This window comes from Micromonospora tarapacensis, assembly GCF_019697375.1.
Taxonomy (GTDB): domain Bacteria; phylum Actinomycetota; class Actinomycetes; order Mycobacteriales; family Micromonosporaceae; genus Micromonospora; species Micromonospora tarapacensis.
Genome location: NZ_JAHCDI010000004.1, coordinates 5,575,507 through 5,595,296, shown reverse-complemented (window position 1 = coordinate 5,595,296; position 19,790 = coordinate 5,575,507). Strand labels below are relative to the sequence as shown.

The 19,790-nt window shown below is 70.5% G+C and carries 19 protein-coding genes and 1 pseudogene; 8 read left to right on the top strand and 12 right to left on the bottom strand.

Annotated elements, in window-relative coordinates; genetic code table 11:
* Window positions 1–17: 17 nt before the first annotated feature.
* Window positions 18–347, bottom strand: a complete 330-nt coding sequence (locus KIF24_RS31840) for a response regulator (RefSeq protein ID WP_407939985.1) — start codon at window positions 345–347, stop codon at window positions 18–20.
* 108 nt (window positions 348–455) lie between these two features.
* Here KIF24_RS31840 and KIF24_RS31835 point away from each other — a divergent pair, with 108 nt between their 5' ends.
* Complete coding sequence (locus KIF24_RS31835; RefSeq protein WP_221087178.1) at window positions 456–1,163, top strand: alpha/beta fold hydrolase; 708 nt, start codon at window positions 456–458, stop codon at window positions 1,161–1,163.
* A gap of 150 nt (window positions 1,164–1,313) precedes the next feature.
* Here KIF24_RS31835 and KIF24_RS31830 read toward each other — a convergent pair whose 3' ends face one another.
* Together KIF24_RS31830 and KIF24_RS31825 are read right to left on the bottom strand one after the other, a co-directional pair.
* Entirely contained in the window at window positions 1,314–1,478 is a 165-nt protein-coding gene (locus KIF24_RS31830; protein WP_221087177.1) for a hypothetical protein, read from the bottom strand.
* Between the two features lie 107 nt (window positions 1,479–1,585).
* Window positions 1,586–2,194, bottom strand: coding sequence for a TetR/AcrR family transcriptional regulator (locus tag KIF24_RS31825; protein WP_331461349.1), 609 nt, complete (start codon window positions 2,192–2,194; stop codon window positions 1,586–1,588).
* Between the two features lie 82 nt (window positions 2,195–2,276).
* Between KIF24_RS31825 and KIF24_RS31820 the strand changes: the two genes are divergently transcribed.
* Window positions 2,277–3,023, top strand: a complete 747-nt coding sequence (locus KIF24_RS31820) for an SDR family oxidoreductase (protein WP_221087176.1) — start codon at window positions 2,277–2,279, stop codon at window positions 3,021–3,023.
* Between the two features lie 36 nt (window positions 3,024–3,059).
* Here the strand turns inward: KIF24_RS31820 and KIF24_RS31815 are convergent, their stop codons facing one another.
* The 4 genes from KIF24_RS31815 to KIF24_RS31800 form a co-directional block, all read right to left on the bottom strand.
* Window positions 3,060–4,238 (bottom strand): low temperature requirement protein A, encoded by a 1,179-nt coding sequence (locus KIF24_RS31815; RefSeq protein WP_221087175.1) that lies wholly within the window; start codon window positions 4,236–4,238, stop codon window positions 3,060–3,062.
* Between the two features lie 8 nt (window positions 4,239–4,246).
* A complete protein-coding gene (locus tag KIF24_RS31810) occupies window positions 4,247–4,408 on the bottom strand; it encodes a hypothetical protein (RefSeq protein ID WP_221087174.1) in 162 nt (53 codons plus the stop codon).
* A 54-nt stretch (window positions 4,409–4,462) separates the two neighbouring features.
* The gene (locus KIF24_RS31805) at window positions 4,463–4,585 is read right to left on the bottom strand and encodes a 50S ribosomal protein L36 (protein ID WP_221087173.1); all 123 of its coding nucleotides are present in this window, start codon (window positions 4,583–4,585) and stop codon (window positions 4,463–4,465) included.
* A 141-nt stretch (window positions 4,586–4,726) separates the two neighbouring features.
* Window positions 4,727–5,110, bottom strand: a complete 384-nt coding sequence (locus KIF24_RS31800) for an ArsR/SmtB family transcription factor (RefSeq protein ID WP_221087172.1) — start codon at window positions 5,108–5,110, stop codon at window positions 4,727–4,729.
* Window positions 5,111–5,182: 72 nt separating this feature from the next.
* Here KIF24_RS31800 and KIF24_RS31795 point away from each other — a divergent pair.
* Window positions 5,183–6,585: pseudogene (locus tag KIF24_RS31795) on the top strand (FAD-dependent oxidoreductase).
* Between the two features lie 660 nt (window positions 6,586–7,245).
* A complete protein-coding gene (locus KIF24_RS31790; RefSeq protein WP_221087171.1) occupies window positions 7,246–8,298 on the top strand; it encodes a lytic polysaccharide monooxygenase auxiliary activity family 9 protein in 1,053 nt (350 codons plus the stop codon).
* A 223-nt stretch (window positions 8,299–8,521) separates the two neighbouring features.
* On the opposite strand, the gene KIF24_RS31785 is transcribed toward KIF24_RS31790, so the two are convergent.
* The 3 genes from KIF24_RS31785 to KIF24_RS34875 form a co-directional block, all read right to left on the bottom strand.
* Window positions 8,522–8,713: a general stress protein CsbD gene (locus KIF24_RS31785; protein WP_221087170.1), complete on the bottom strand. Its 192-nt coding sequence runs from the start codon at window positions 8,711–8,713 to the stop codon at window positions 8,522–8,524.
* Window positions 8,714–8,904: 191 nt separating this feature from the next.
* On the bottom strand, window positions 8,905–9,315 hold the full coding sequence (locus tag KIF24_RS31780; protein WP_221087169.1) for a hypothetical protein: 411 nt from the start codon (window positions 9,313–9,315) through the stop codon (window positions 8,905–8,907).
* 207 nt (window positions 9,316–9,522) lie between these two features.
* On the bottom strand, window positions 9,523–12,225 hold the full coding sequence (locus KIF24_RS34875; RefSeq protein ID WP_221087168.1) for an SGNH/GDSL hydrolase family protein: 2,703 nt from the start codon (window positions 12,223–12,225) through the stop codon (window positions 9,523–9,525).
* A 77-nt stretch (window positions 12,226–12,302) separates the two neighbouring features.
* On the opposite strand from KIF24_RS34875, the gene KIF24_RS31770 reads away from it, so the two are divergent.
* The gene (locus tag KIF24_RS31770) at window positions 12,303–13,133 is read left to right on the top strand and encodes a hypothetical protein (protein ID WP_221087167.1); all 831 of its coding nucleotides are present in this window, start codon (window positions 12,303–12,305) and stop codon (window positions 13,131–13,133) included.
* A gap of 635 nt (window positions 13,134–13,768) precedes the next feature.
* Window positions 13,769–14,845 carry a sodium:calcium antiporter gene (locus KIF24_RS31765; protein ID WP_221087166.1) on the top strand — a complete coding sequence of 359 codons (1,077 nt, stop codon included), beginning with the start codon at window positions 13,769–13,771 and terminating at the stop codon, window positions 14,843–14,845.
* Window positions 14,846–14,938: 93 nt separating this feature from the next.
* On the opposite strand, the gene KIF24_RS31760 is transcribed toward KIF24_RS31765, so the two are convergent.
* Both KIF24_RS31760 and KIF24_RS31755 read right to left on the bottom strand, forming a co-directional pair.
* Complete coding sequence (locus tag KIF24_RS31760) at window positions 14,939–15,076, bottom strand: hypothetical protein (protein ID WP_221087165.1); 138 nt, start codon at window positions 15,074–15,076, stop codon at window positions 14,939–14,941.
* A gap of 44 nt (window positions 15,077–15,120) precedes the next feature.
* A complete protein-coding gene (locus KIF24_RS31755; RefSeq protein ID WP_269440646.1) occupies window positions 15,121–15,504 on the bottom strand; it encodes a hypothetical protein in 384 nt (127 codons plus the stop codon).
* A 247-nt stretch (window positions 15,505–15,751) separates the two neighbouring features.
* Between KIF24_RS31755 and KIF24_RS31750 the strand changes: the two genes are divergently transcribed.
* Both KIF24_RS31750 and KIF24_RS31745 read left to right on the top strand, forming a co-directional pair.
* On the top strand, window positions 15,752–16,807 hold the full coding sequence (locus KIF24_RS31750; RefSeq protein ID WP_230416020.1) for a LacI family DNA-binding transcriptional regulator: 1,056 nt from the start codon (window positions 15,752–15,754) through the stop codon (window positions 16,805–16,807).
* A 339-nt stretch (window positions 16,808–17,146) separates the two neighbouring features.
* A complete protein-coding gene (locus KIF24_RS31745) occupies window positions 17,147–19,609 on the top strand; it encodes a non-reducing end alpha-L-arabinofuranosidase family hydrolase (protein ID WP_230416019.1) in 2,463 nt (820 codons plus the stop codon).
* The last annotated feature ends 181 nt before the right edge of the window (window positions 19,610–19,790 follow it).

Below are 19,790 nucleotides of genomic sequence, written 5' to 3'. Positions count from 1 at the left end.
CGGCGCCGGGGTGACGGTCAGGCCCACCAGCCCGGCGAGTTCCGCAGGTTGATCGCGTCGATCGCCTCGCCCGTGTCGGCGTACGCGGTCAGCAGCACCCGGCGGGCCGCGGGGAACAGGTCCATCGCGGCCTCCAGGAACTCGATGCCGGTCATTTCCGGCATCCGGTAGTCGGCCAGCAGCAGCGCCACCTGTTCGCCACGGAGCTTGACCTCGCGCAGCGCCTCCGGCCCGGAAGCTGCCCGGACCACCCGGTAACGGTCGCCGTAGCGCCGCCGGATGTCCCGGGCGACCGCGCGGGAGGCCGCCGGATCGTCGTCGAGGGAGAGAATCCCCGGGTTGGCCATGGGCTCATGAAACCACGCGGTTTTTCCCCCACCGTTGCCGGCGAACTCCGTGACCTGCTGGCGCGTCGCGGGGCGTCGTCGTGGAGCCCAGCGCCGTACGCTTCGGACATGCGGTCGTACCGGTGGATGGAGATGGGTCGGGGATGGCTCGCGTACCGCACCGTCGAGGGCGTGCCGGGCGCGGTGGGTGAACCGCCGATGGTGTTGCTGCACGGCGGCGGGGGCGACGGCACCACCTGGGACGCGCTGGCCCCGACATTCGCCCAGCGCCGCACCGTCTACCTGCCGGACCTGCGTGGCATGGGCCGCAGCGACCGGGTCGGGCCCTATTCGCTTACCGTCCTGCGCGACGACCTGCTGGCGCTGCTGGACCGGTGGCAGCTGGACCGGGTCGTCCTGGTCGGGCACTCGTTGGGCGGGGTTGCCACGTTGCTGGCCACCCAGTTGGCACCGCAGCGGGTGGCCGCCCTGGTCCTGGAGGAGTGCCCGCCGCCGGTGCCGCTCGGCTTCACCATTCCCACCGGCCTGCCGGACTCGGCACCGTACTACGACCGGGAGATCCGGCCCTTCGTGCTGGCCGAGCTGAACGCGCCCGATCCGGCCCGGTGGGAGGCGCTGGCGGCGATCCCGGTCCCGACCCTGGTTCTGGCCGGTGGGCCGACCAGCCACCTGCCGCAGGAGGCGATGGCCGAGATGACCGCCCGCATCCCCGCCGGCCGGCTGGTGACCCTCCCGACCGGCCACCACATCCATCCGAACGCGCCCGACGCCTTCCGCACCGCCGTCGAGTCCTTCCTCACGGACTCGGCCGCCTGATCAGGTCAGGGTCGGGGCCCTCCACGACTACCTCGACGCCACCGAAGGGCGGCGGCCTGCACCCGCCCCGGGCAGCTGGGCGCGGAGCCCACGGAGCAGCACGTCGGCGTAGAGGTCGGCGTCACCGCCGACCCGGACCGCGTGCCCCGGCTACCTGGGCCGGGCCCGGCCGAGCAGCGCCCGACGCTCGGCCTCGCCGGGCACCCGGTCCGCCGCCGCGCGGAACAACGCCGCCGCCCGTTCGTGATTGCCCTGCCGGGCGGCGAGATCCGCCTCCACCGGGCATGACGAACGGCGAACCAGCCGTCCGGACAACCGCAGCGTCCCATCTTCGATCCGGCGCGGTCAGCCACGGCCAGCGGCGGCGGGTGCCGCATCGGGGCGTGGCACCGGCCCGGCGTCGGGCACCGCCATCCGCACGGTCAGCGCAGCCCGCGGATCAGGTTGTCGACCAACGTCACCACGAACTGCTCGGTCAGCGGCTGGTCGGGAATGAGCAGGCGGTGGTAACAGGCGCCCCAGAGCTGGTCGATGACGGACTCCGGATCGATGTCCGCCCGCAGCTGCCCCCGGGCCACCGCCTTCTCGAGCGCCTGGACGCTGATGGCGCGGCGCGGGCCGGAGTAGCGCTCGCGAAAGGCGGCGGACAGGTCCGGGTCGGTCTGGGACTGCGCGATGAGCTGGCTGACGACCCGGCCGGCGGAGGTGTCGGTCAGCAGGTGGACGAAGGACACGAGCTGGTTGGTCAAATCGGCGACGATGTCCCCGGTGTCGGGAAAGGCCAGCACCGGTGCGACGACGCTGAAGTAGCCGTCAAGGGCGAGTGCGCCCTTGGACGGCCACCACTTGTAGATCGTCATGCGGCTGGCCCCGGCCTGCGCCGCGACCTTCTCGATGGTGAAGCCGGCCATCCCCTCGTCCAGGAGGAGGTTCCCGGCGGCAGTGAGGATCTCCGCGCGGACCTGGCCGGCGGGACGGCGGCCCCGTCCGCGCCGCAGCGGTGGCCCGGCATCTGGGGTGAGCTGCGTCACTAACCCTCCCGTTATGCGGACACTCTGTCTTCATGTTGTTTATATGGACGCAGCGTACACAAATATCGAGCCCGGAGGCACCATGAACAGCACATCCACCACCCCCGGCCGGGTCGCCGTCGTCACCGGTGGCTCCCGGGGCATCGGGCGTCAGGTGGTAGAGCGGCTGGCGGCGGACGGGTATGCCATCGTCGTCAGCTACCGGGGCAACCACACCGAGGCCGAGGCTGCGGTGGCGGCGGCCCGGGCGGCCGGCGGCGACGCCGTCGCGATCCCGGCGGACGTCGCCGACCAGGCCGAGGTGGCCGACCTCTTCGACGCCACGGAACGCCGGTTCGGCGGCGTCGACGTGGTGGTGCACGCGGCCGGCATGATGGCCCTGGCTCCGCTCGCCGATCTCGACCTCGACCAGCTCGACCAGTTGCTGCGGGTCAACGTGCGTGGCACGTTCGCGGTCGACCAGCAGGCCGCCCGCCGGGTCCGCCGTGGTGGCGCCATCATCAACTTCTCCAGCTCACTCACCCGCTTCGCCCGGCCGGGCTACAGCGGGTACGCGGCGAGCAAGGGTGCGGTCTCCGCGATCACGCTGGTCCTCGCCCGCGAGCTGCGCGGTCGCGACGTGACCGTGAACGCGGTGGCTCCCGGACCGACCGCGACCGGCCTCTTCCTCGACGGCAAGGACGAGCAGACCCTGGCCCGGATTGCCGCCGAGCCGCCGCTGGAGCGCCTCGGCACCCCCGACGACATCGCCGAACTGGTGGCCTTCCTCGCCGGGCCGGGCCGCTGGGTCAACGGCCAGGTGCTCTACGCCAACGGCGGCGCGATCTGACCGGACCGGGTGCCGGTGAAGCGGTGCAGTTGCGGGCTACCCGTCGCGGGACGGTGATCTCGAGCGGGCCGCGCGTGAGACCAGTGCGTCGCCATGGGCTATCAGGATCAGTATTCCGGTGGCGATCGCGGAGTAGCCGAGCAGCGGCAGGTTCCGGCCGGCGACCGCGCCAGCCACGATCGCCACCAGCCCCAACGCGCGGTGCCAGGAGACCCGGCGATGGACGGCCGCGGCGAGCAGGATCCAACCGACCAGGAAGAGGGCCGGCCCGGCAGCCAGCGTCACGAACACTGCCGGGTGGTGGGAGAACGGATCCTCGATCATCAGCTGCGAGCCGACCGAGATGGCCACGACACCGGAGATCATCACGAGGTGCAGGTAACCGGCGAGCAGAGCGAGGTGGCTTCCCGTCGGCCCGATCGCCTCGATCACGGCACCCAGCCGCATCCCACCCGGCAGCAGGTACAGCCGGCCGATGCTGACCGCGCTGACGAACACCAGCGCAAACGCCAGGGTGCGGTGCGGGTCGAAGCCGCGACCGCTGTAGGTGATACCCGCGGTCAGGATCAACTCGCCGAGCGCGATGATGTAGATCTGCTGGTAGCGCTCGGACAGGTGCTCCCCGATGACCTGCAGGTCCGCCCAGTTGCTGCGACCGAGCGCCGGTGTCGGCCAGCGCAGCCGCGCCATCGACAGGTCGATGACCACCGCCACCGTCCAGAGGATCACCTGGGCCGGCTCGACGAACGCGCCCACCAGCCACAGCGCCCCGGAGGCGGCGAACCAGATCGCCACCCGCAGCGTCCGCAGTTGCAGCGGATGCCCGCGCAGGGCGGGCAGCAGCATCGCGGCCCGGCCCAGGTGGATCGCGACATACGCGCCGGCGAACACCAGCGCGTGCCCGGCGTACGCGGTCGGTGCCGCGGCTGCCATCAGCATCCCGCCGAACATCACCCAGAGCAGCAGCGCGATGATCAACGGGGTACCCGGATCGAACCAGTCCGTCGACCAGGCGGTCACGAACCAAACCCACCAGATGGCGGCCAGCAGCAGTGCCGTCCGGAATGCCCCGACGGCGGTGAGGTCTTCCTCCAACGCCCGGGACACCCGGTTCAGCGCCAGGATGAAGGCCAGGTCGAAGAAGAGTTCCAGGAACGATGCCCGGCGGGAGACCTCCCGCCGCCGCAACAGTCGCCCCGGCAACCCGCTGGTCATCTTGGCGTTCAGCTGCGGCTCAGCGCCGAGCGACGGATGTCGTCGAGATCGGAGCTGCTGAGCACCTTCTTCGTCGGCACGACCTCACCGTACGTCGGTGACCGCCCACCGGACGGCTTGATCGGGCTGTTCCCTCGCCTCGGGTCGGCGCGGCGCCGGTTTCGGCTCACCCGATGACGATGGGCGCGGTCGCCTCGCGACTGCGCCCATCGTCCGGAACTGGTTCAGCCCTGGCGGCTCTTCCACTGCGGGTTGAGGCGGTTCACCACGACCACCCGGCCACGCCGGCGCACCACCGCCGAGCCTGGCTTCCGCTTCAGGGACCGTAGGGAGCTGCGTACCTTCATGTCCGTCTCTCCTCGGCTCGGCTCGTCGTGCCGTACACCGGAGAAACGCCGGCCCGGGCGGTGGGATTCCCCGGTACGCGGCAGCGGCCGGGAGCCCGGTCGAACCCGGCCCCGCACGGCCGGCGCCGATCGGCGGCCCGGCTACGGGGGTGGCGCGGACGTCGATTCGACCGACAGCAGCGCGGCGAGTTGCCGCAGGACCTGCGGTCGGGCCCGGTAGTAGACCCAGGTGCCCCGCCGCTCGGCATCCACCAGACCCGCCTCGCGCAGCGTCCTGAGGTGATGCGAGATCGTCGGCCCGGTCAGATCGAACGCCGGCGTCAGATCGCAGACGCACACCTCTCCGCCCGCCGCCGAGGCGATCATCGACATCAACTGCAGTCGCACCGGATCACCGAGGGCCTTGAACGCGGGCGCGAGCGCCGCGGCGACCTCACCCGGCACCCGCTGCTGTGCCAGCGGGGGGCAACACGCAGCGGCGGCCGTGAGATCAACGACCGAAAGTGGCTCCGCCTGTCTCGACATATCCCTAGGTTGACAGTTGTCTAACCAGCGTGCAACTCTCTGTTTCGAGAAGCATCGAGACAAGGAGTTGTGATGAGTGACCTGGACCAGCTGCCCGTCGCCGTCATCGGCGCCGGGCCGGTCGGCCTCGCCGCCGCCGCCCACCTGCACGAGCGCGGCCTGCCCTACACCGTCCTCGAAGCCGGCGCCGCCCCGGGCGCCGCCGTCCGGCAGTGGGCCCACGTCCGCGTCTTCTCACCCTGGCGGTACGACATCGACCCGGCCGCCCGCCGGCTCCTCGACGACGCCGGCTGGGTCGCCCCCGATCTCGACGCCCTGCCCACCGGCGCCGACCTCGCCGACGGATATCTCCAGCCCCTCGCGGACCTGCCGCAACTCAAGCCACATCTGCGCTACGGCGCCAGGGTCGAGGCGATCAGCCGGCTCGGCTACGACCGACTGCGCACCGCCGGCCGAGAGCACGCCCCCTTCCTGATCCGCCTCGCCGACGGCCAGGAACTCCTCGCCCGCGCTGTCATCGACGCCTCCGGCACCTGGCACACCCCGAACGTCCTCGGCGCCTCCGGCCTGCCCGCCCGCGGTGAGTCGGACGCCGCCGCCCACCTGGAGCACGCGCTGCCGGACGTGCTCGGCGCCGACCGGGACCGCTTCGCGGGCCGGCACACGCTCGTCGTCGGCGCCGGCCACTCCGCCGCCAACACCCTGCTCTCCCTCGCCGATCTCGCCACCCAGGAACCCGGTACCGAAGTGACCTGGGCGATCCGTTCCACGTCACCGACGCGCACCTACGGCGGCGGGGAGGCCGACGCCCTGCCCGCCCGCGGCGCGCTCGGCTCCGCCTGCGCGAGCACGTCGACGCCGGTCGCATCCGCCTGCTGACCGGCTTCTCCGTACACGCGATCGATCCGGCCGGAGGCCCGGTGGCGGTGATCGTCCGAGGCGTCGACGGCACCGAAGATCGGGTCCTGGTGGACCGGATCGTCGCCGCCACCGGTTTCCGGCCCGACCACGCCATCGCCGCCGAGCTGCGCCTGGACCTCGACCCGGTCATGGGTGCGACCCGCGCCCTCGCCCCCCTGATCGACCCGAACGAGCACTCCTGCGGCACCGTGCCCCCGCACGGCGTCGACGAACTCGCCCATCCCGAGCCCGGCTACTACGCCGTCGGGATGAAGAGCTACGGCCGGGCGCCCACCTTCCTCATGGCCACCGGCTACGAACAGGTCCGCTCCGTCGTCGCTGCCCTGGCCGGCGACTGGACCGCCGCCCGCGACGTCCAACTCGATCTGCCGGAGACCGGCGTCTGCAACAGCAACCCCGACGAATCCGCCACCGGCGACGACTGCTGCGGCACGGCCCCGGAGCCGGCCGGCAAGGGACTCGCCACCGGCATCTCCGGTGGCCTGCTTTCCCCACCGCTGAACCTCGTCAGCCTCGGCAGCCCGCCGACCAGCCAGGGCTGCTGCGGCGCCTGACAACCACACCCGCCACGGTGCCCGTCGACCGGACCCACGGCCGGCGGGCACCGCCCGCCGCGCCCCGCTGTTCGCCATGGCCCGGGAACGTCGTCCGTACGCGGCGAACCCGGCCACGAACGCTGGACGCCGTGGACCACCCGGGGCGGCTGACCGGCGGCACGCTGGCCGTCGAGGAGGCGCCGGCCGGTACCGCCCTGGCACCCCCCGCTCGGGCTGTGGCAACGGCTGACCCGCCAGCGGCGACTGGCCCAGAGTGCCGTCGCGCCCTCGACGGTGGCACGGGAGCGCGCTAGCGCTAGCCGCACAGCTACCGGGCACCCGCATCCTTGCGCTGCACGCGGACACCTGCGGCGAAGGATGCTGGGCACCCAAGGTGGTCGCCGAGATCGTCGCTGGGTGAGCGACCGCGCTTCCTCAGCCGGCCCGCGACGAGGAGCGGGCCGGACGCCCGGACGCCGAAGCGCGGGCCACCGCCACATCGATAACGATTTACATTGATGGATGCCTCTATTACTATCTCTGTCGGGAGCCGCCAAGCCGTCGCAGGCCGACATCCTGCCTGCATCGAGATCGTCCGAATCGATCGACGCGTACTCCTCCCCGGGACCGGGCATCCCGGCGAGCGACACCGGCGTCGGCGGATCAACTGGAGCATCGATGAAATTCTCAAGAACAGCACGCCGTCTGGGACTGGGCGCGGTCACCGTCCTCCTCGCCTCGTTCACGATGGTCGTGGTCAACCAGGCCGGCCCGGCCTCGGCGCACGGTTCCGTGACCAACCCGCCGTCCCGCAACTACGGGTGCTGGGAACGCTGGGGTTCCGACCACCTCAACCCCACCATGGCCCAGACCGACCCGATGTGCTGGCAGGCCTGGCAGGCCAACCCGAACACCATGTGGAACTGGAACGGCCTGTACCGCGAGAACGTCGGCGGCAACCACCAGGCCGCCGTCCCGAACGGACAGCTGTGCAGCGGCGGCCGCACCCAGGGTGGCCTGTACGCGTCGCTGGACACGGTCGGCGCGTGGACCGCGAAGCCGATGCCGAACAACTTCACCCTGACGCTGACCGACGGCGCCCGACACGGTGCCGACTACATGCTGATCTACATCACCAGGCAGGGCTTCGATCCGACCACCCAACCCCTCACCTGGAACAACCTGGAACTGGTGCTCCGCACCGGCAGCTACCCGACCACCGGGCTCTACGAGGCTCAGGTGAACGCGGGTAACCGCACCGGACGGCACGTCGTCTACACGATCTGGCAGGCGGCGCACCTCGACCAGCCGTACTACATCTGCAGTGACGTGACGTTCGGCGGCGGCGGCACCCCGCCGCCGACCACCCCGCCCCCGACCACCCCGCCCCCGACCACCCCGCCGCCGACCACCCCGCCGCCCACCGGCAACGGCGCCTGCACCGCCACCTACCGGAAGACCAACGAGTGGTCCGGCGGCTTCGGCGCCGAGGTCACCGTCCGGGCCGGCAACGCCGCCATCTCCAGGTGGACCGTGAGCTGGACCTGGCCCAACGGCCAGAGCATCACCAGCTCCTGGAACGCGTCGATAACCTCGAGTGGATCGTCGGTCACCGCCTCGAACGCCAGTTACAACGGCTCCGTGAGCGCCAACGGCACCACCAGCTTCGGATTCAACGGCTCCTGGAACGGCACCAACTCCACACCCACCCTCACCTGCACCGCCAGCTAGGAGAGACCGACACCGCCAGTCCTATTGCCGGTCTCTCTAACAACACCCGCGACGGGGGTGGCGCCGGTCGGCGCCACCCCGTTCGCCGCCGTGGTCGCCCGCGCGGATCGGTGGAGGTGCCGCGTCCCACCACCACGGGTTGCCCCGCCGGTGTGACGACACCAGCCGGACGTGCCGTGGGCCGTCCTCAGGGAAGCCCGAGGACGGCCCACGTGCTTCCCGATCAGGTGGTGAAGTCGTCCGGCGCGTCCCGCGCGTCCTCCTGGACATGCTCGCCGGGCCGCTTCCCGCGGGTGGCGTCCCGCTGCATCACCCGTTCGGCCTCGGACCGCTCGTTCCGGTTCAGATCGCCCAACCGGGCGCGGGCCGGGCCGGCCAGTTGCTCGACGTTGTCTGTTGCCCGTTCGACACTCATCTCGCCTCCCCGCTGTCGTACCGAACCACTTGCACTGCCGCTTGCTGACGCGTCCCCGCCCGCCGGTGCCCGAAACCCCGGCCGGGTCATTGGAACGGGGTCGAACAGCTGGGCCGACTCACCGCAGCACGGTAGTGGGGAACTGCCGGCGCGCCCGGACTCGGTCGGCCGGGCCGCCGACACCCCATCGGCTACGAGCGGCTGAGCCCGTACTCAGAAGACGAGGAACAAGACCGCCGGGGCGACCAGCAGGGCGACCATGGCGCCGCGGAGCGGACGGGACACCCGGGCAGGCAGGCGAGCGCGACCGCGGCGTAGCTGGCCGCCCAGGCCAGCGCGCAGAGCGCGACCGGCGGTGCCGCCGAGGTGCCGGCGACCGTCGGGTACAGGCCCACGGCATAACTGCCGGCGGCCAGTCCCGCAATGGTCACCGCGGGTGCCGCCCAGGCGGGGCCGGTCAGCGCCAGTACGCCCCAGCTCACCACCACCAGCACCGGCAGCCCGATCACCGCGGCGAGGTAGAGCAGGCCGAGGGTGTCCTCGGCGGGTCGATCGGACTCGCTCAGCGCCCGCCACGTCACGCCGATCACGGTGCCGATCACCGCGCCGATCAGGGCTGCGATCGTGACCCGCCAGCAAGAGGATGCCGGCAGTCTGGCACTGGCAGGTTCCGGGCCCTGCGCCGACGCGGGCGGCGGCTCGGACGGTCCCGACGACGGCTCGATCACGTCATTCTCCTCCGGACGGCCGGCGTCCCCGCCGCACGGGCGGGGACGCCGGGATGGCACGGCAAGCGCCGGCGGTACCGGTCAGCTCCAGCGGTAGCCGAGTGCGCTGAGCCGGTCGGAGACCGCCCCGCCGTACGCCTGGAATCCGCTGACGTTCGGGTGGAAGGAACCGGCGCCGAAGTACGAGTCGTTCGGCTCACCGTCATCGTCGGCGAAGCGGAACACGTCGCCCAGTATGTAGCCGTTGAGCCAGTTCTCGCTGGTGTCGGCCGTGCCGAGTTCGTGCCCGGCGAAGTCGGCTCGCACGTCAACGCCGTTGATCTTGTTGGTCAGGTCCGTGTAGAGCAGTTCGGTGGTGGCCACCCGGGCCATGTCGTTGAGCCAGTCGACCTCCTCGGCGGTGATCCCGATCGTCACCCCCGGCAGCGGGTTGACGTCGTACGTGGTGCCCGACTTGAAGATCTGCGGGTAGCCGGCGAGCACGATCCACGCGTTCGGTGCCCGTTGCCGGATCTCGGTGACCACCCGGCGGACGTCCAGCTTGATCTTGTCGCGGAACCGGGCCGGGACCGCCACCGTCATCGGCTGGCTGTCGCCGGGCAGCGTGAAACCCGGTTCCATGCAGTTCTTCAGCGCGCACTCCTTGAACACGTCGGTCCAGCCCGCGTCGTTGCCGCCGATGGTGAGCACCACCAGTGTGGTGTTCTCGTCCAGGAAGCCCTGGTCGATCTGGGTCAGCTCCCCGTTGGTGGTGTCCCGGGGGACGTTACCCATGGCGTTGGCCGGCGCGGGCTGCCCCGCCGCCGTCCTGGTCGCCATCACGTGGTGCGTCTGTGCCCCGGCGCAGGCGATGTGGTGGAAGTCCACGTTGGCGTCCAGGCTGTCTGAGAAGCTGCCCAGCGACCGCCCGCCGGGTGCCCCGGCCAACACGATCTGCCGCGCCCAGCCGTGGGCGTTGCGCCGGCAGGAGTTCTTGAAGCCCGGCTCGTCGCCGTACTGGTCGGAGACGCGGGTGTACTCCCCGGCTCCCTCGCCGGAGGAGAACGAGTCGCCCATGCCGACCACGAAGTGCCGGGGCTTGGCCGACAGCGGCTGCACCGCTATCGCGTCCCAAACGATCTTGTGGACGCCGGTGCCGTCCTGGGCGACCGTGGAGAGCTCCACCTTCGGGGTGCCGCTGCCTCGGAAGTCAAAGACCCCCAGGTCGAGCCACTTGTGCTGCTGCCACCGGGTGGGCACCGAGCGGTGCCGCGTCGAGGTGCTCTGACCGGGCAGGTAGATCTGGTAGTCGGCCTGCCGGGTGTACGCGGCGTGGTCTGGGATGTGCACCAGGACCCGCGTCCACGCGTTCGTGGGGTTGATCGTCCAGGTGCCGGTGATCTTCATCTGGTCGTTCAGGTTGCCCGCCTTGCGGGTGTAGCCCATGTAGAAGTGTGCGCCGAATCCGCCACCGAGCTGATGGAAGTCCACCTTGGACGGAAATTCTTCGAAGTAGTTGGTGCCGAACCGGAGCCCGAAACTGCCCGCGTTCGACCAGGGTCGGCCGCAACCGGAGCGGACCGCCGGCACCCCGTCCGGCAGGTTGTCGATGACCCGGGCGCCGGCGGGCAGCCCGGACAGGTCACACCGGGGCGGGAAGCTCGTACCGTCCTCCTGATAGGCGTACCCCGGATCAAAGCGCAGCACCTCGTTGCCGCAGTCACAGGCCAGCCCCGGCCCGCCCTTCCAGGCCACCGGCTGGTTGTACCAGCAGCGCAGGTCGTAGTAGCCGGCCGCGTTGCGGTGCGCGCACGGCCCGGTCGGCTCGCCGATCACATCCGGGTCGTCCGGCACGTAGCGGCCCGTGGGGTCGCAGTGGTTCGTGGCGTCGCAGAAGAGCGCCCTCGGCGGCTTCACCGCGGCCCGCGAGGCCACGCTGGTCCACCACGCGGCCCGGTAGCCGGCGACCAGGTCCGTCGGCGACTCGCTGATCTCCACCGGGTGACCGGCCCAACCCATGATCTTCTCCGGGTAGGGCCACTTCTGCGGCGTCCGCGCGTCGGCGTACGTCTCCTCCAGGAACGGCTTGCGCACCGGGTCGTACCGGGGATTGATCGGGTTGTTCAGCCAGCCCACACCCCACGGTGACCCGTCGCCCTTGTCGGGATAGAAGCCCGAGTTGTACGCCCAGGCGGCGAAGAACCAGTTCTCCATGTACTCCGGGTAGCCGTTGTTGACGATCAGACCCGCCGACCGGGTCTGGTTCCACTTGTCCTGCAGGATCTGCAACCCGGCCGCGACGTTGGTGGCGAAGTCCAGCGCCACCGCCCGCTGGGTCTGGTACGGCAGCGCCGTCTCGCCCGGCTTCTCCCGCCCGGCCAGCCGCATCCGGTCGGTCACCTGCGCCACGCCGTAGCCGCAGTCGGCGTCCTCCCAGCGGATGTCCCAGTCGTCGTCCGGGGTGTCGTTGTAGATGTCGCGGCCGTAGAAGTTGCCGATCAGCGGGTTGCCGGTGACGCCCGGCAGCGCGTACCGCGACGCCTGCCACATGTTCGACTCCTGCGCGATGATGCCGAGCATGATCTGGGCCGGCACCCGACCGCCGCCGAGCAGATCCCGGCGCGGGAACAGGCCCTGCGGGGTGTACGCGGGCATGCCCAGGTTCTTCCAGTTCGCCTCCCGGGTCACGTGCAGCGAGTTGGTGATCGCCTGGTTCACCGCCCATTCGACCTGCCGTGGCTTCGGCTGGAGCACCTGGTTCCGGGGGTCGTTGCGGGGCACCGAGCAGTACCGCTCGCTCTCCACCGGGTCGGTGGGCGAGCCGGCGGCGGCAGCCCGGGCACCGGCGGGCGCCCCTGCCCGGCCGACGTACCGAGCTTCGGATGCGTGGCCCGGCCGCTGGAGGCGGCGGTCCCGGTCGCCTCCGGCCGCACCTCGAAGGCGACGTCGCTGCCGGTGCCGAGCGCCGTGGCGTTGATCTGGACGTGCTCGGGCACCCGGGTGTCCGGGTCGCGGCGCGCGGGTCGCCGCTGCCCGGGCCGGCGACCCGGGTCAGGGCGAGCTGTCCCAGTGAGGAGATCTCGCTCTGCTGCGGGGCGTCGACCGCACGGATCCCCGCCGGCAGCGTGCCGACCCGGTCTGGCCGGCCGGTGAGGAAGACCCGGCCGGCGGCGCCCCGGGCGACGCTCAGCTCGCCCTCCGGCCCCTCGGCCAGGGTGCGCACGGTGGCGCCGGCGCGCGGCGTGGTCCGCTTGACGCGCACCCGCTGCTGGGCCAGATCCAGGAAGACCAGGCCGTCGGCACCATCCGGGACCAAGCGGAACGGCACCCCGGAGGCGGCGGCGATCCGCCGCGTCGTGCCGTCCGGCGCCACGTCGACCAGCGCGCCGTTCGCCGCGGCGACCACCGCGCCGCCGACCGGCACCGCCGAGCTGACCTCGGTGGCCAGCTTCACCGGCGCCGAGACGGTGCCGGCGGCCGCGTCCACGGTGCGCAGCCGGCTCTCCACCCGGGTCGCCGACGGGTCGTCCACCAGCTTGCCGCCGAACTGCGTCAACACGGCGGTCTCACCGGCGCCGCAGCCCGGGTTGAAGTACGCCAACGAACTCTGCACCGGCAGCTTGCGCACCGCGCCGGTGCCCAGGTCGACCACCGCGGTGAACCCGCCCCGGTCGAACAGGTCCGCGTCGTTGGTGAAGGTACGCGGCGCGTAGACCACCACCAGCCGGCGACCGGAGCCGGTCAGGCAGGCGTTGCCGATCCACTGGTCGACGTCGAAGCCCGGCTCCGCCAGGCTGGTCACGGTGCGCCAGGTGTAACCGGTGCGGGCGTCGGCGGCAAGCACGTGGAAGCCCTCGGCATCGCCGAAGGTGGTCCAGGCGACATCCTTCGACGAACGCCAACCCTCTGCCAGCAGCGTGTCCCGGCGGTCGGGGTCGACGGTGTCCGTCCGCGCCCGTGGTGTCGCACCGGGTTCCGCTCCGGTCCTCGGTGCGACACCGTTGCCGGGGTCGTCAGGCCTTGGTGCGGCACCGGCCGGGCCGGCCGCCGCGCCGACGATCAGCAGAGCGAGCGTGCAGGCCATCGCCGCGCTGATTCTGGAAACTCTCACAACCGCGCCTCCCTGGGCCGTCCGGAGCGGGCGTCGTCTGGGTGCCGCCACCGGGGTCGGCGCGAGTCTGCCGGCCGCCGCCACCGCCGCCCCACCACGACGCCACCGCCACCGCCATCCCCGCCGCCACCGCCCGCCGGCATGAGGAGGTCTTGGCCCGGCCGCTCGGCGAGGTACGCCCGGCGCTGACGGGTGGCGGCACCCGGGTCGCCCCGATCAGGACGCCGTCAGGTGGGTATGAGGCGTGGACATGTGCTCTGCTCAGGGACGACACTCGGGCGGCGCGGCGTGACCGCCGGCACCTGGCCCCTCGTGCCCAGCCTGATCGCGCTGCTCGCCGCACTGGTGGCGATCCTGTTCGCCGGTGCGGCGTTGACCCGTACGGCGGACGAACTGGCGGACCGGACCGGCATGGGCGAGGCGGTGGCCGGCGCCCTTCTGCTCGGCGCGGTGACCTCGCTGCCCGGCATCGCCACCACGGTCATCGGTTCGGTGCGGCAGGACGCCGAGTTCGCCCTCGCCAACCCGATCGGTGGCATCGCGGTGCAGACGGTGTGGCTGGCCATCGCCGATCTGCTCTACCGCCGGTCGAACATCGAGCATGCGGCGGCATCCCTGGAGAACGTCATGCAGGCGATCGTCCTGATGGCGTTGCTCTGCCTGCCGGTGGTGGCGTACGCGACGCCTGAACTCACCCTTCTCTGGGTGCACCCGGCGAGCCTGCTTATCCCCGTCATCTACCTGTACGGTCTGGTGTTGCTCCGCCGACTGCGCCGGCAACCGATGTGGTTCGCCCGGCACACCACGGACACCCGTCAGGACGAGCCGGCCGCCGCGACGTCCGGGGTGACCGTCCGCCGGCTGTGGTTCCGACTGGCCGCGCTGGCGGCCGTGGTGGCCGCCACCGGCTTCCTGATCGGTCAGGGCGGGCTCGGCGTGGTGGCCGCCTCGGGTCTGCCGAGCGGCTTCGTCGGTTTCACCCTCACCACGGCGATCACCTCCCTGCCTGAGCTGATCACCCTCATCGCGGCCATCCGCATCGGCGCGTTGACCCTCGGCATCGGCAACATCCTCGGTGGTAATGCGTTCGACTCCTTGATGATCTTCCTTGCCGACGCAACCTACCGGCGTGGATCGATCTATTCCGAGGCGAACCTGTCGGGACTGCTGTTCACCGGGATGACCACCCTGATGATCGCCACCCTGACCGCCGGGCTGATCCTGAGGGAACGTCGGGGCATCGGCTTCGAGGGGATCGCCATTCCGGCGATCTACCTGGCCACCATCGTCCTGCTGCTGATCCGGCCCGGCTGAGGGTCGCCCGCCACCGATGACAGTCGCGTCGACGAACCGTCCATCCCGCCAGGCGGACGCGGAGCACACCGGTCACCGGCCCGGACGCGCCGGTCACCGGCCTGCGGCGTGATAGAAGAGATGGCCCAGGCCGACGGTGAAGGCGAGCACACCGTAGAGGGCGTGTTCGACCGACGTGGTCAGCAGGGAGCGGTCCGGCGTCGTCAGGGCCACCACCGCGACAGCGGCCACCGCCGCCACCGCCCAGAGACGCAGGATCGCTGGCAGCGCGGGCCTCAGTGCTTCCAGTCGCCACAGGTCACGCCGGTCGGCGCCGGGCCGACGCCACAGGGTATCCCGGCGGCCGCCGAACCGAGCAGCAGCAGCGGCGGGATGGGCCCGCCCGGAACGTCGACGATCGCGTAGACGGTCAGCGCGGCGCCGGCGTCCCAGATGGTGCGGTGGTGCCGATCCGCTGGCTGCGACCGTGCTGAGCACACCCAACTGCCGGACTTCGTCAGGCGGTAGGTGAGCTGCCTGCCGCTCCAGAACTGGAACGTGAGGGTGACGGCGCCGTCGTTGACCTCGACGAAGAACTCGGGCGTCAGGAGCATAGTGTTCGCGCTGTAGTCGGGTCGGAAGTGGGTCCCGAAGGGTGAGCGAGGAAAGGACTCCCGCATGGATACTTTCGGTCACTCGACTCAGAAAGTTTCCGGGCTAGACGTTACATGTTTCTTCGATCTGCGTCAATGTGTCGGTGCTGATGCCGGCTGACGGTCGCTGCTCGGGGGGACTCGCGCCCGACAAGTCTCGGTGCCGGACCGACCGGCTATCCTTGCGCCCTGAGCGATGTCGCGGCGACCGGCCGCGCGGACAGGTCCGGCGCGGGCCCCGCGACCACGGGGGATCGGCACTAGGGGGGCCAGGTTGACGTGCGCCGAGTCGAGCGAGCCGATCGTCGACCTGGAACCACGACTCGATGACCCGTCGAGGCCGGTGACGATCGCCGCCATCGCCGAGTCGGCGGGAGTGTCGGTTCCGACCGTATCCAAGGTTATTAACGGGCGTTCCGGCGTGGCGGCGGAGACCCGGGCCCGCGTCGAGGCACTGATCAACGAGTACGGCTACCGCAGGCCATCGCCGGTCACCCGTTCCAACATGATGGAACTCGTCTTCGACGAAATCAAGGACATGTGGGGGCTGGAGATCATCCGCGGCGTCGAGCGGGTGGCCCGGCAACAGGGTGTGGGAGTCGTTCTGACAGAGCTCGGCCCGCACCGCAACGCGATCCGGTACTGGATCGACGACACTCTCGCCCGCCGCCCGGACTGCCTCGTCACCGTCGCCCAGCTGGACGAGGAGCAGCGCAACCAGCTACGCGCCCGGGGCATTCCATTCGTCGCCTTCGATCCCACCGCCGAGCTGCCCGACGACGTTCCCTTCGTCGGAGCGACGAACTGGGCGGGCGGCCGGTCCGCGGCCCGTCACCTGATCGGGCTGGGCCATCGACGGATCGCCATGATCGCCGCCCCCGAGCACATCCTGTGTTGCCGCGCCCGGCTGGACGGCTATCGCTCCGCGTTCGACGCCGCCGGCTTGACCGCGGAGGCAGACCTCGTCGTCCGCGCCAAACTGACCCGGGAAGACGGCGAAGCGGCCGCGCTCGACCTGTTGAGCCGCCCCGATCGTCCGACGGCGATCTTCGCGGCAAACGACCTGCAGGCGCTCGGCGTCTACCAGGCGGCCCGGCGGTTGGGATTGCGAGTCCCGACGGATGTGAGCGTGGCCGGCTTCGACGACCTGCCGTTGGCCGCCCTGGTCGATCCGCCACTGACCACTGTCCACCAGCCGCTCATCGAGATGGCCGTCACCGCCACCGAGTTGGCGCTCGCACTGAGCCGTGGTGAGCGCACGCCGCAACTCGGGCTCGAGTTGGGCACGACGCTCACGGTCCGGCAGAGCACGGCACCACCCGCGAGCTGATTCGACCTGGGCACCGTCACCGGCTGTGGCCGTTGACGTCACGGTCCGCTCGGCTCCCCCGCTGGCAGCCCGATCGATCCTGAGCTGGACGCCCCAAAACTTTCGCTTGAAAACCCTGGAATTTTCTGAAAATCTGGATCCATCGATTGGTGTGAGCGCTAACACCGCTCGTTCACCCCCGCTGGTCACAACTACCAACCCCTGGAGGCCCGCACCGATCAGCAAGAGGTCCACCTTCCGCAGCCACCACCAATCGGCCCGGGCGGACGGTCGGACCAGCCATCAACCGCTCTCTCCTGAGCTGACCCATTTGGCACGTCCATCCCTCGGAGGATCAGCATGATCTCCCAGACCCGTCCCCCCGGTCGTCGACGTCGAACACTCTCGGTCTCCGGAGCGGCCGCGCTCGCCGCGGTCCTGACCGTGTCGCTGGTGCCCAGTCTCGCCCAGGCCGCCGAAACCACCCTCGGGGCGGCCGCCGCCCAGTCGGGCCGGTACTTCGGTGCCGCCGTTGCCGCGAACAAGCTCAACGACAACACGTACACGACGATCCTGAACCGCGAGTTCAACAGCGTCACGGCCGAGAACGAGATGAAGATCGACGCGCTCGAGCCGCAGCAGAACCAGTTCAACTACAGCAACGCGGACCGGATCGTCAACCACGCCCTCAGTCGGGGGTGGAAGGTGCGCGGCCACACGCTGGCCTGGCACTCGCAGCAGCCCGGCTGGATGCAGAACATGTCCGGCACCGCGCTGCGTAACGCGATGCTGAACCACGTCACCCAGGTGGCGACCTACTACCGCGGCAAGATCGACTCGTGGGACGTGGTGAACGAGGCGTTCGACGACGGCAACAATGGTGCCCGGCGCGACTCGAACCTGCAGCGCACCGGCAACGACTGGATCGAGGCCGCGTTCCGGGCCGCACGGGCCGCCGACCCGGGCGCCAAGCTCTGCTACAACGACTACAACACCGACAACTGGACCTGGGCCAAGACCCAGGCCGTCTACCGGATGGTGCAGGACTTCAAGCAGCGCGGCGTGCCGATCGACTGCGTCGGGTTCCAGTCGCACTTCAACGCCAACTCGCCGTACAACAGCAACTACCGCACCACGCTCTCCAGCTTCGCCGCCCTCGGGGTGGACGTGCAGATCACCGAGCTGGACATCGAGGGCTCCGGCACCGCGCAGGCCAACACCTACCGCAACGTGGTCAACGACTGTCTAGCGGTCCCCCAGTGCAACGGCATCACCGTCTGGGGCATCCGGGACACCGACTCCTGGCGGGCCAGCGGCACCCCGCTGCTCTTCGACGGCAACGGCAACAAGAAGGCCGCGTACAACTCGACGCTGGACGCGCTGAACAGCGCCGACCCCGGGCCCACTCCCACGCCCACCACGCCGGGGCCCACCCCCACCCCGACACCCACCGGCTCACCCGGCTCCGCCAATGAAATCGTCGGCACGCAGTCGGGCCGGTGCATCGACGTACCCAACGCCTCACGCGACAACGGCACCCGGGTCCAGCTGTACGACTGCAACAAGCAAACCAACCAGTCCTGGACGTACACCGCGAGCAAGCAGCTACGGGTGTACGGCGACATGTGCCTGGACGCGGGGGGCTCCGGCAACGGCGCGGGAATCCAGATCTACAGCTGCCACAGTCAGACCAACCAGCAGTGGAACGTCAACTCCAACGGCACCATCAGTGGCGTGCAGTCCGGGCGATGCCTGGACGTGTGGAGCACGTCCAACGGGGCGCAGGTCCAGCTGTACGACTGCCACGGACAGCCCAACCAGCAATTCCGGCTCGTCTCCCTCGGCGGTCCCGTCCCGACGCCGACGGCAACGCCCACGCCAACGGCAACCCCGACCCCCACGCCGACCGGTGGTACGTGTGATCTTCCGTCGTCGTACCGGTGGTCGTCGACGGGTGCGTTGGCGCAGCCGCGGTCGGGGTGGGTGTCGTTGAAGGACTTCACGCACGCGCCGTACAACGGTCAGCAGTTGGTCTACGCGACGACGCATGACACGGGGACGTCGTGGGGCTCGATGAATTTCGGGTTGTTCTCGAACTGGAACCAGATGGGGTCGGCGTCGCAGAACCAGATGCCGTTCTCCGCGGTGGCGCCCAGCTTGTTCTACTTCGCGCCGCGGAACGTGTGGGTGCTCGCCTACCAGTGGGGTGGGCCGGCGTTCTCGTACCGGACGTCGACCGACCCGGCCAACGTGAACAGTTGGTCGGCGCACCAGACGTTGTTCACCGGGAGCATCTCCAACTCCGGTACCGGGCCGATCGATCAGGCGCTCATCGGTGACGACCAGAACATGTACCTGTTCTTCGCGGGGGACAACGGCCGGATCTACCGGGCCAGCATGCCGATCGGGAACTTCCCGGGCAGCTTCGGGTCGAACTACACGACGATCATGACCGACTCGACGAACAACCTGTTCGAAGGGGTTCAGGTCTACAAGCTGCAGGGCCAGAACCGGTACCTCATGCTCGTCGAGGCGATCGGCTCGCAGGGACGCTACTTCCGGTCGTTCACGGCCACCAGCCTGGGTGGCTCCTGGACGCCGCAGGCCACCTCGGAGAGCAACCCGTTCGCCGGCAGGGCCAACAGCGGCGCCACCTGGACCAACGACATCAGCCACGGCGAACTGCTCCGCAGCAACGCCGATCAGACCATGACCGTCAACGCCTGCAACCTCCAGTTCCTCTACCAGGGACGCTCACCCAACTCCGGCGGCGACTACGGCCTCCTGCCCTACCGGCCCGGACTGCTGACCCTCCAACCCTGACGACCTGACGCAGGACCACCACGGGTGATCCCCCGAAACGGATGGACCTGCCCGGGCGGGCTCGACACACACCGAGCCCGCCCGGGCCACCCGAAGAGGGAGACGCGGGTCGTCTCGGGTCTCCGCCCACCGTCGACAGGGTCACTCGCCTGCGCAGCACGTGCCCGCTACCCACCACCAC

Excerpts from the sequence above, each read along its gene's own strand:
- KIF24_RS31840 (WP_407939985.1), bottom strand. The coding sequence starts at position 347 with ATGGCCAACCCGGGGATTCTCTCCCTCGACGACGATCCGGCGGCCTCC.
- KIF24_RS31835 (WP_221087178.1), top strand. The coding sequence starts at position 456 with ATGCGGTCGTACCGGTGGATGGAGATGGGTCGGGGATGGCTCGCGTAC.
- KIF24_RS31820 (WP_221087176.1), top strand. The coding sequence starts at position 2,277 with ATGAACAGCACATCCACCACCCCCGGCCGGGTCGCCGTCGTCACCGGT.
- KIF24_RS31815 (WP_221087175.1), bottom strand. The coding sequence starts at position 4,238 with ATGACCAGCGGGTTGCCGGGGCGACTGTTGCGGCGGCGGGAGGTCTCC.
- KIF24_RS31805 (WP_221087173.1), bottom strand. The coding sequence starts at position 4,585 with ATGAAGGTACGCAGCTCCCTACGGTCCCTGAAGCGGAAGCCAGGCTCG.
- KIF24_RS31800 (WP_221087172.1), bottom strand. The coding sequence starts at position 5,110 with ATGTCGAGACAGGCGGAGCCACTTTCGGTCGTTGATCTCACGGCCGCC.
- KIF24_RS31790 (WP_221087171.1), top strand. The coding sequence starts at position 7,246 with ATGAAATTCTCAAGAACAGCACGCCGTCTGGGACTGGGCGCGGTCACC.
- KIF24_RS31785 (WP_221087170.1), bottom strand. The coding sequence starts at position 8,713 with ATGAGTGTCGAACGGGCAACAGACAACGTCGAGCAACTGGCCGGCCCG.
- KIF24_RS31770 (WP_221087167.1), top strand. The coding sequence starts at position 12,303 with ATGCGTGGCCCGGCCGCTGGAGGCGGCGGTCCCGGTCGCCTCCGGCCG.
- KIF24_RS31765 (WP_221087166.1), top strand. The coding sequence starts at position 13,769 with ATGAGGCGTGGACATGTGCTCTGCTCAGGGACGACACTCGGGCGGCGC.
- KIF24_RS31755 (WP_269440646.1), bottom strand. The coding sequence starts at position 15,504 with ATGCGGGAGTCCTTTCCTCGCTCACCCTTCGGGACCCACTTCCGACCC.
- KIF24_RS31745 (WP_230416019.1), top strand. The coding sequence starts at position 17,147 with ATGATCTCCCAGACCCGTCCCCCCGGTCGTCGACGTCGAACACTCTCG.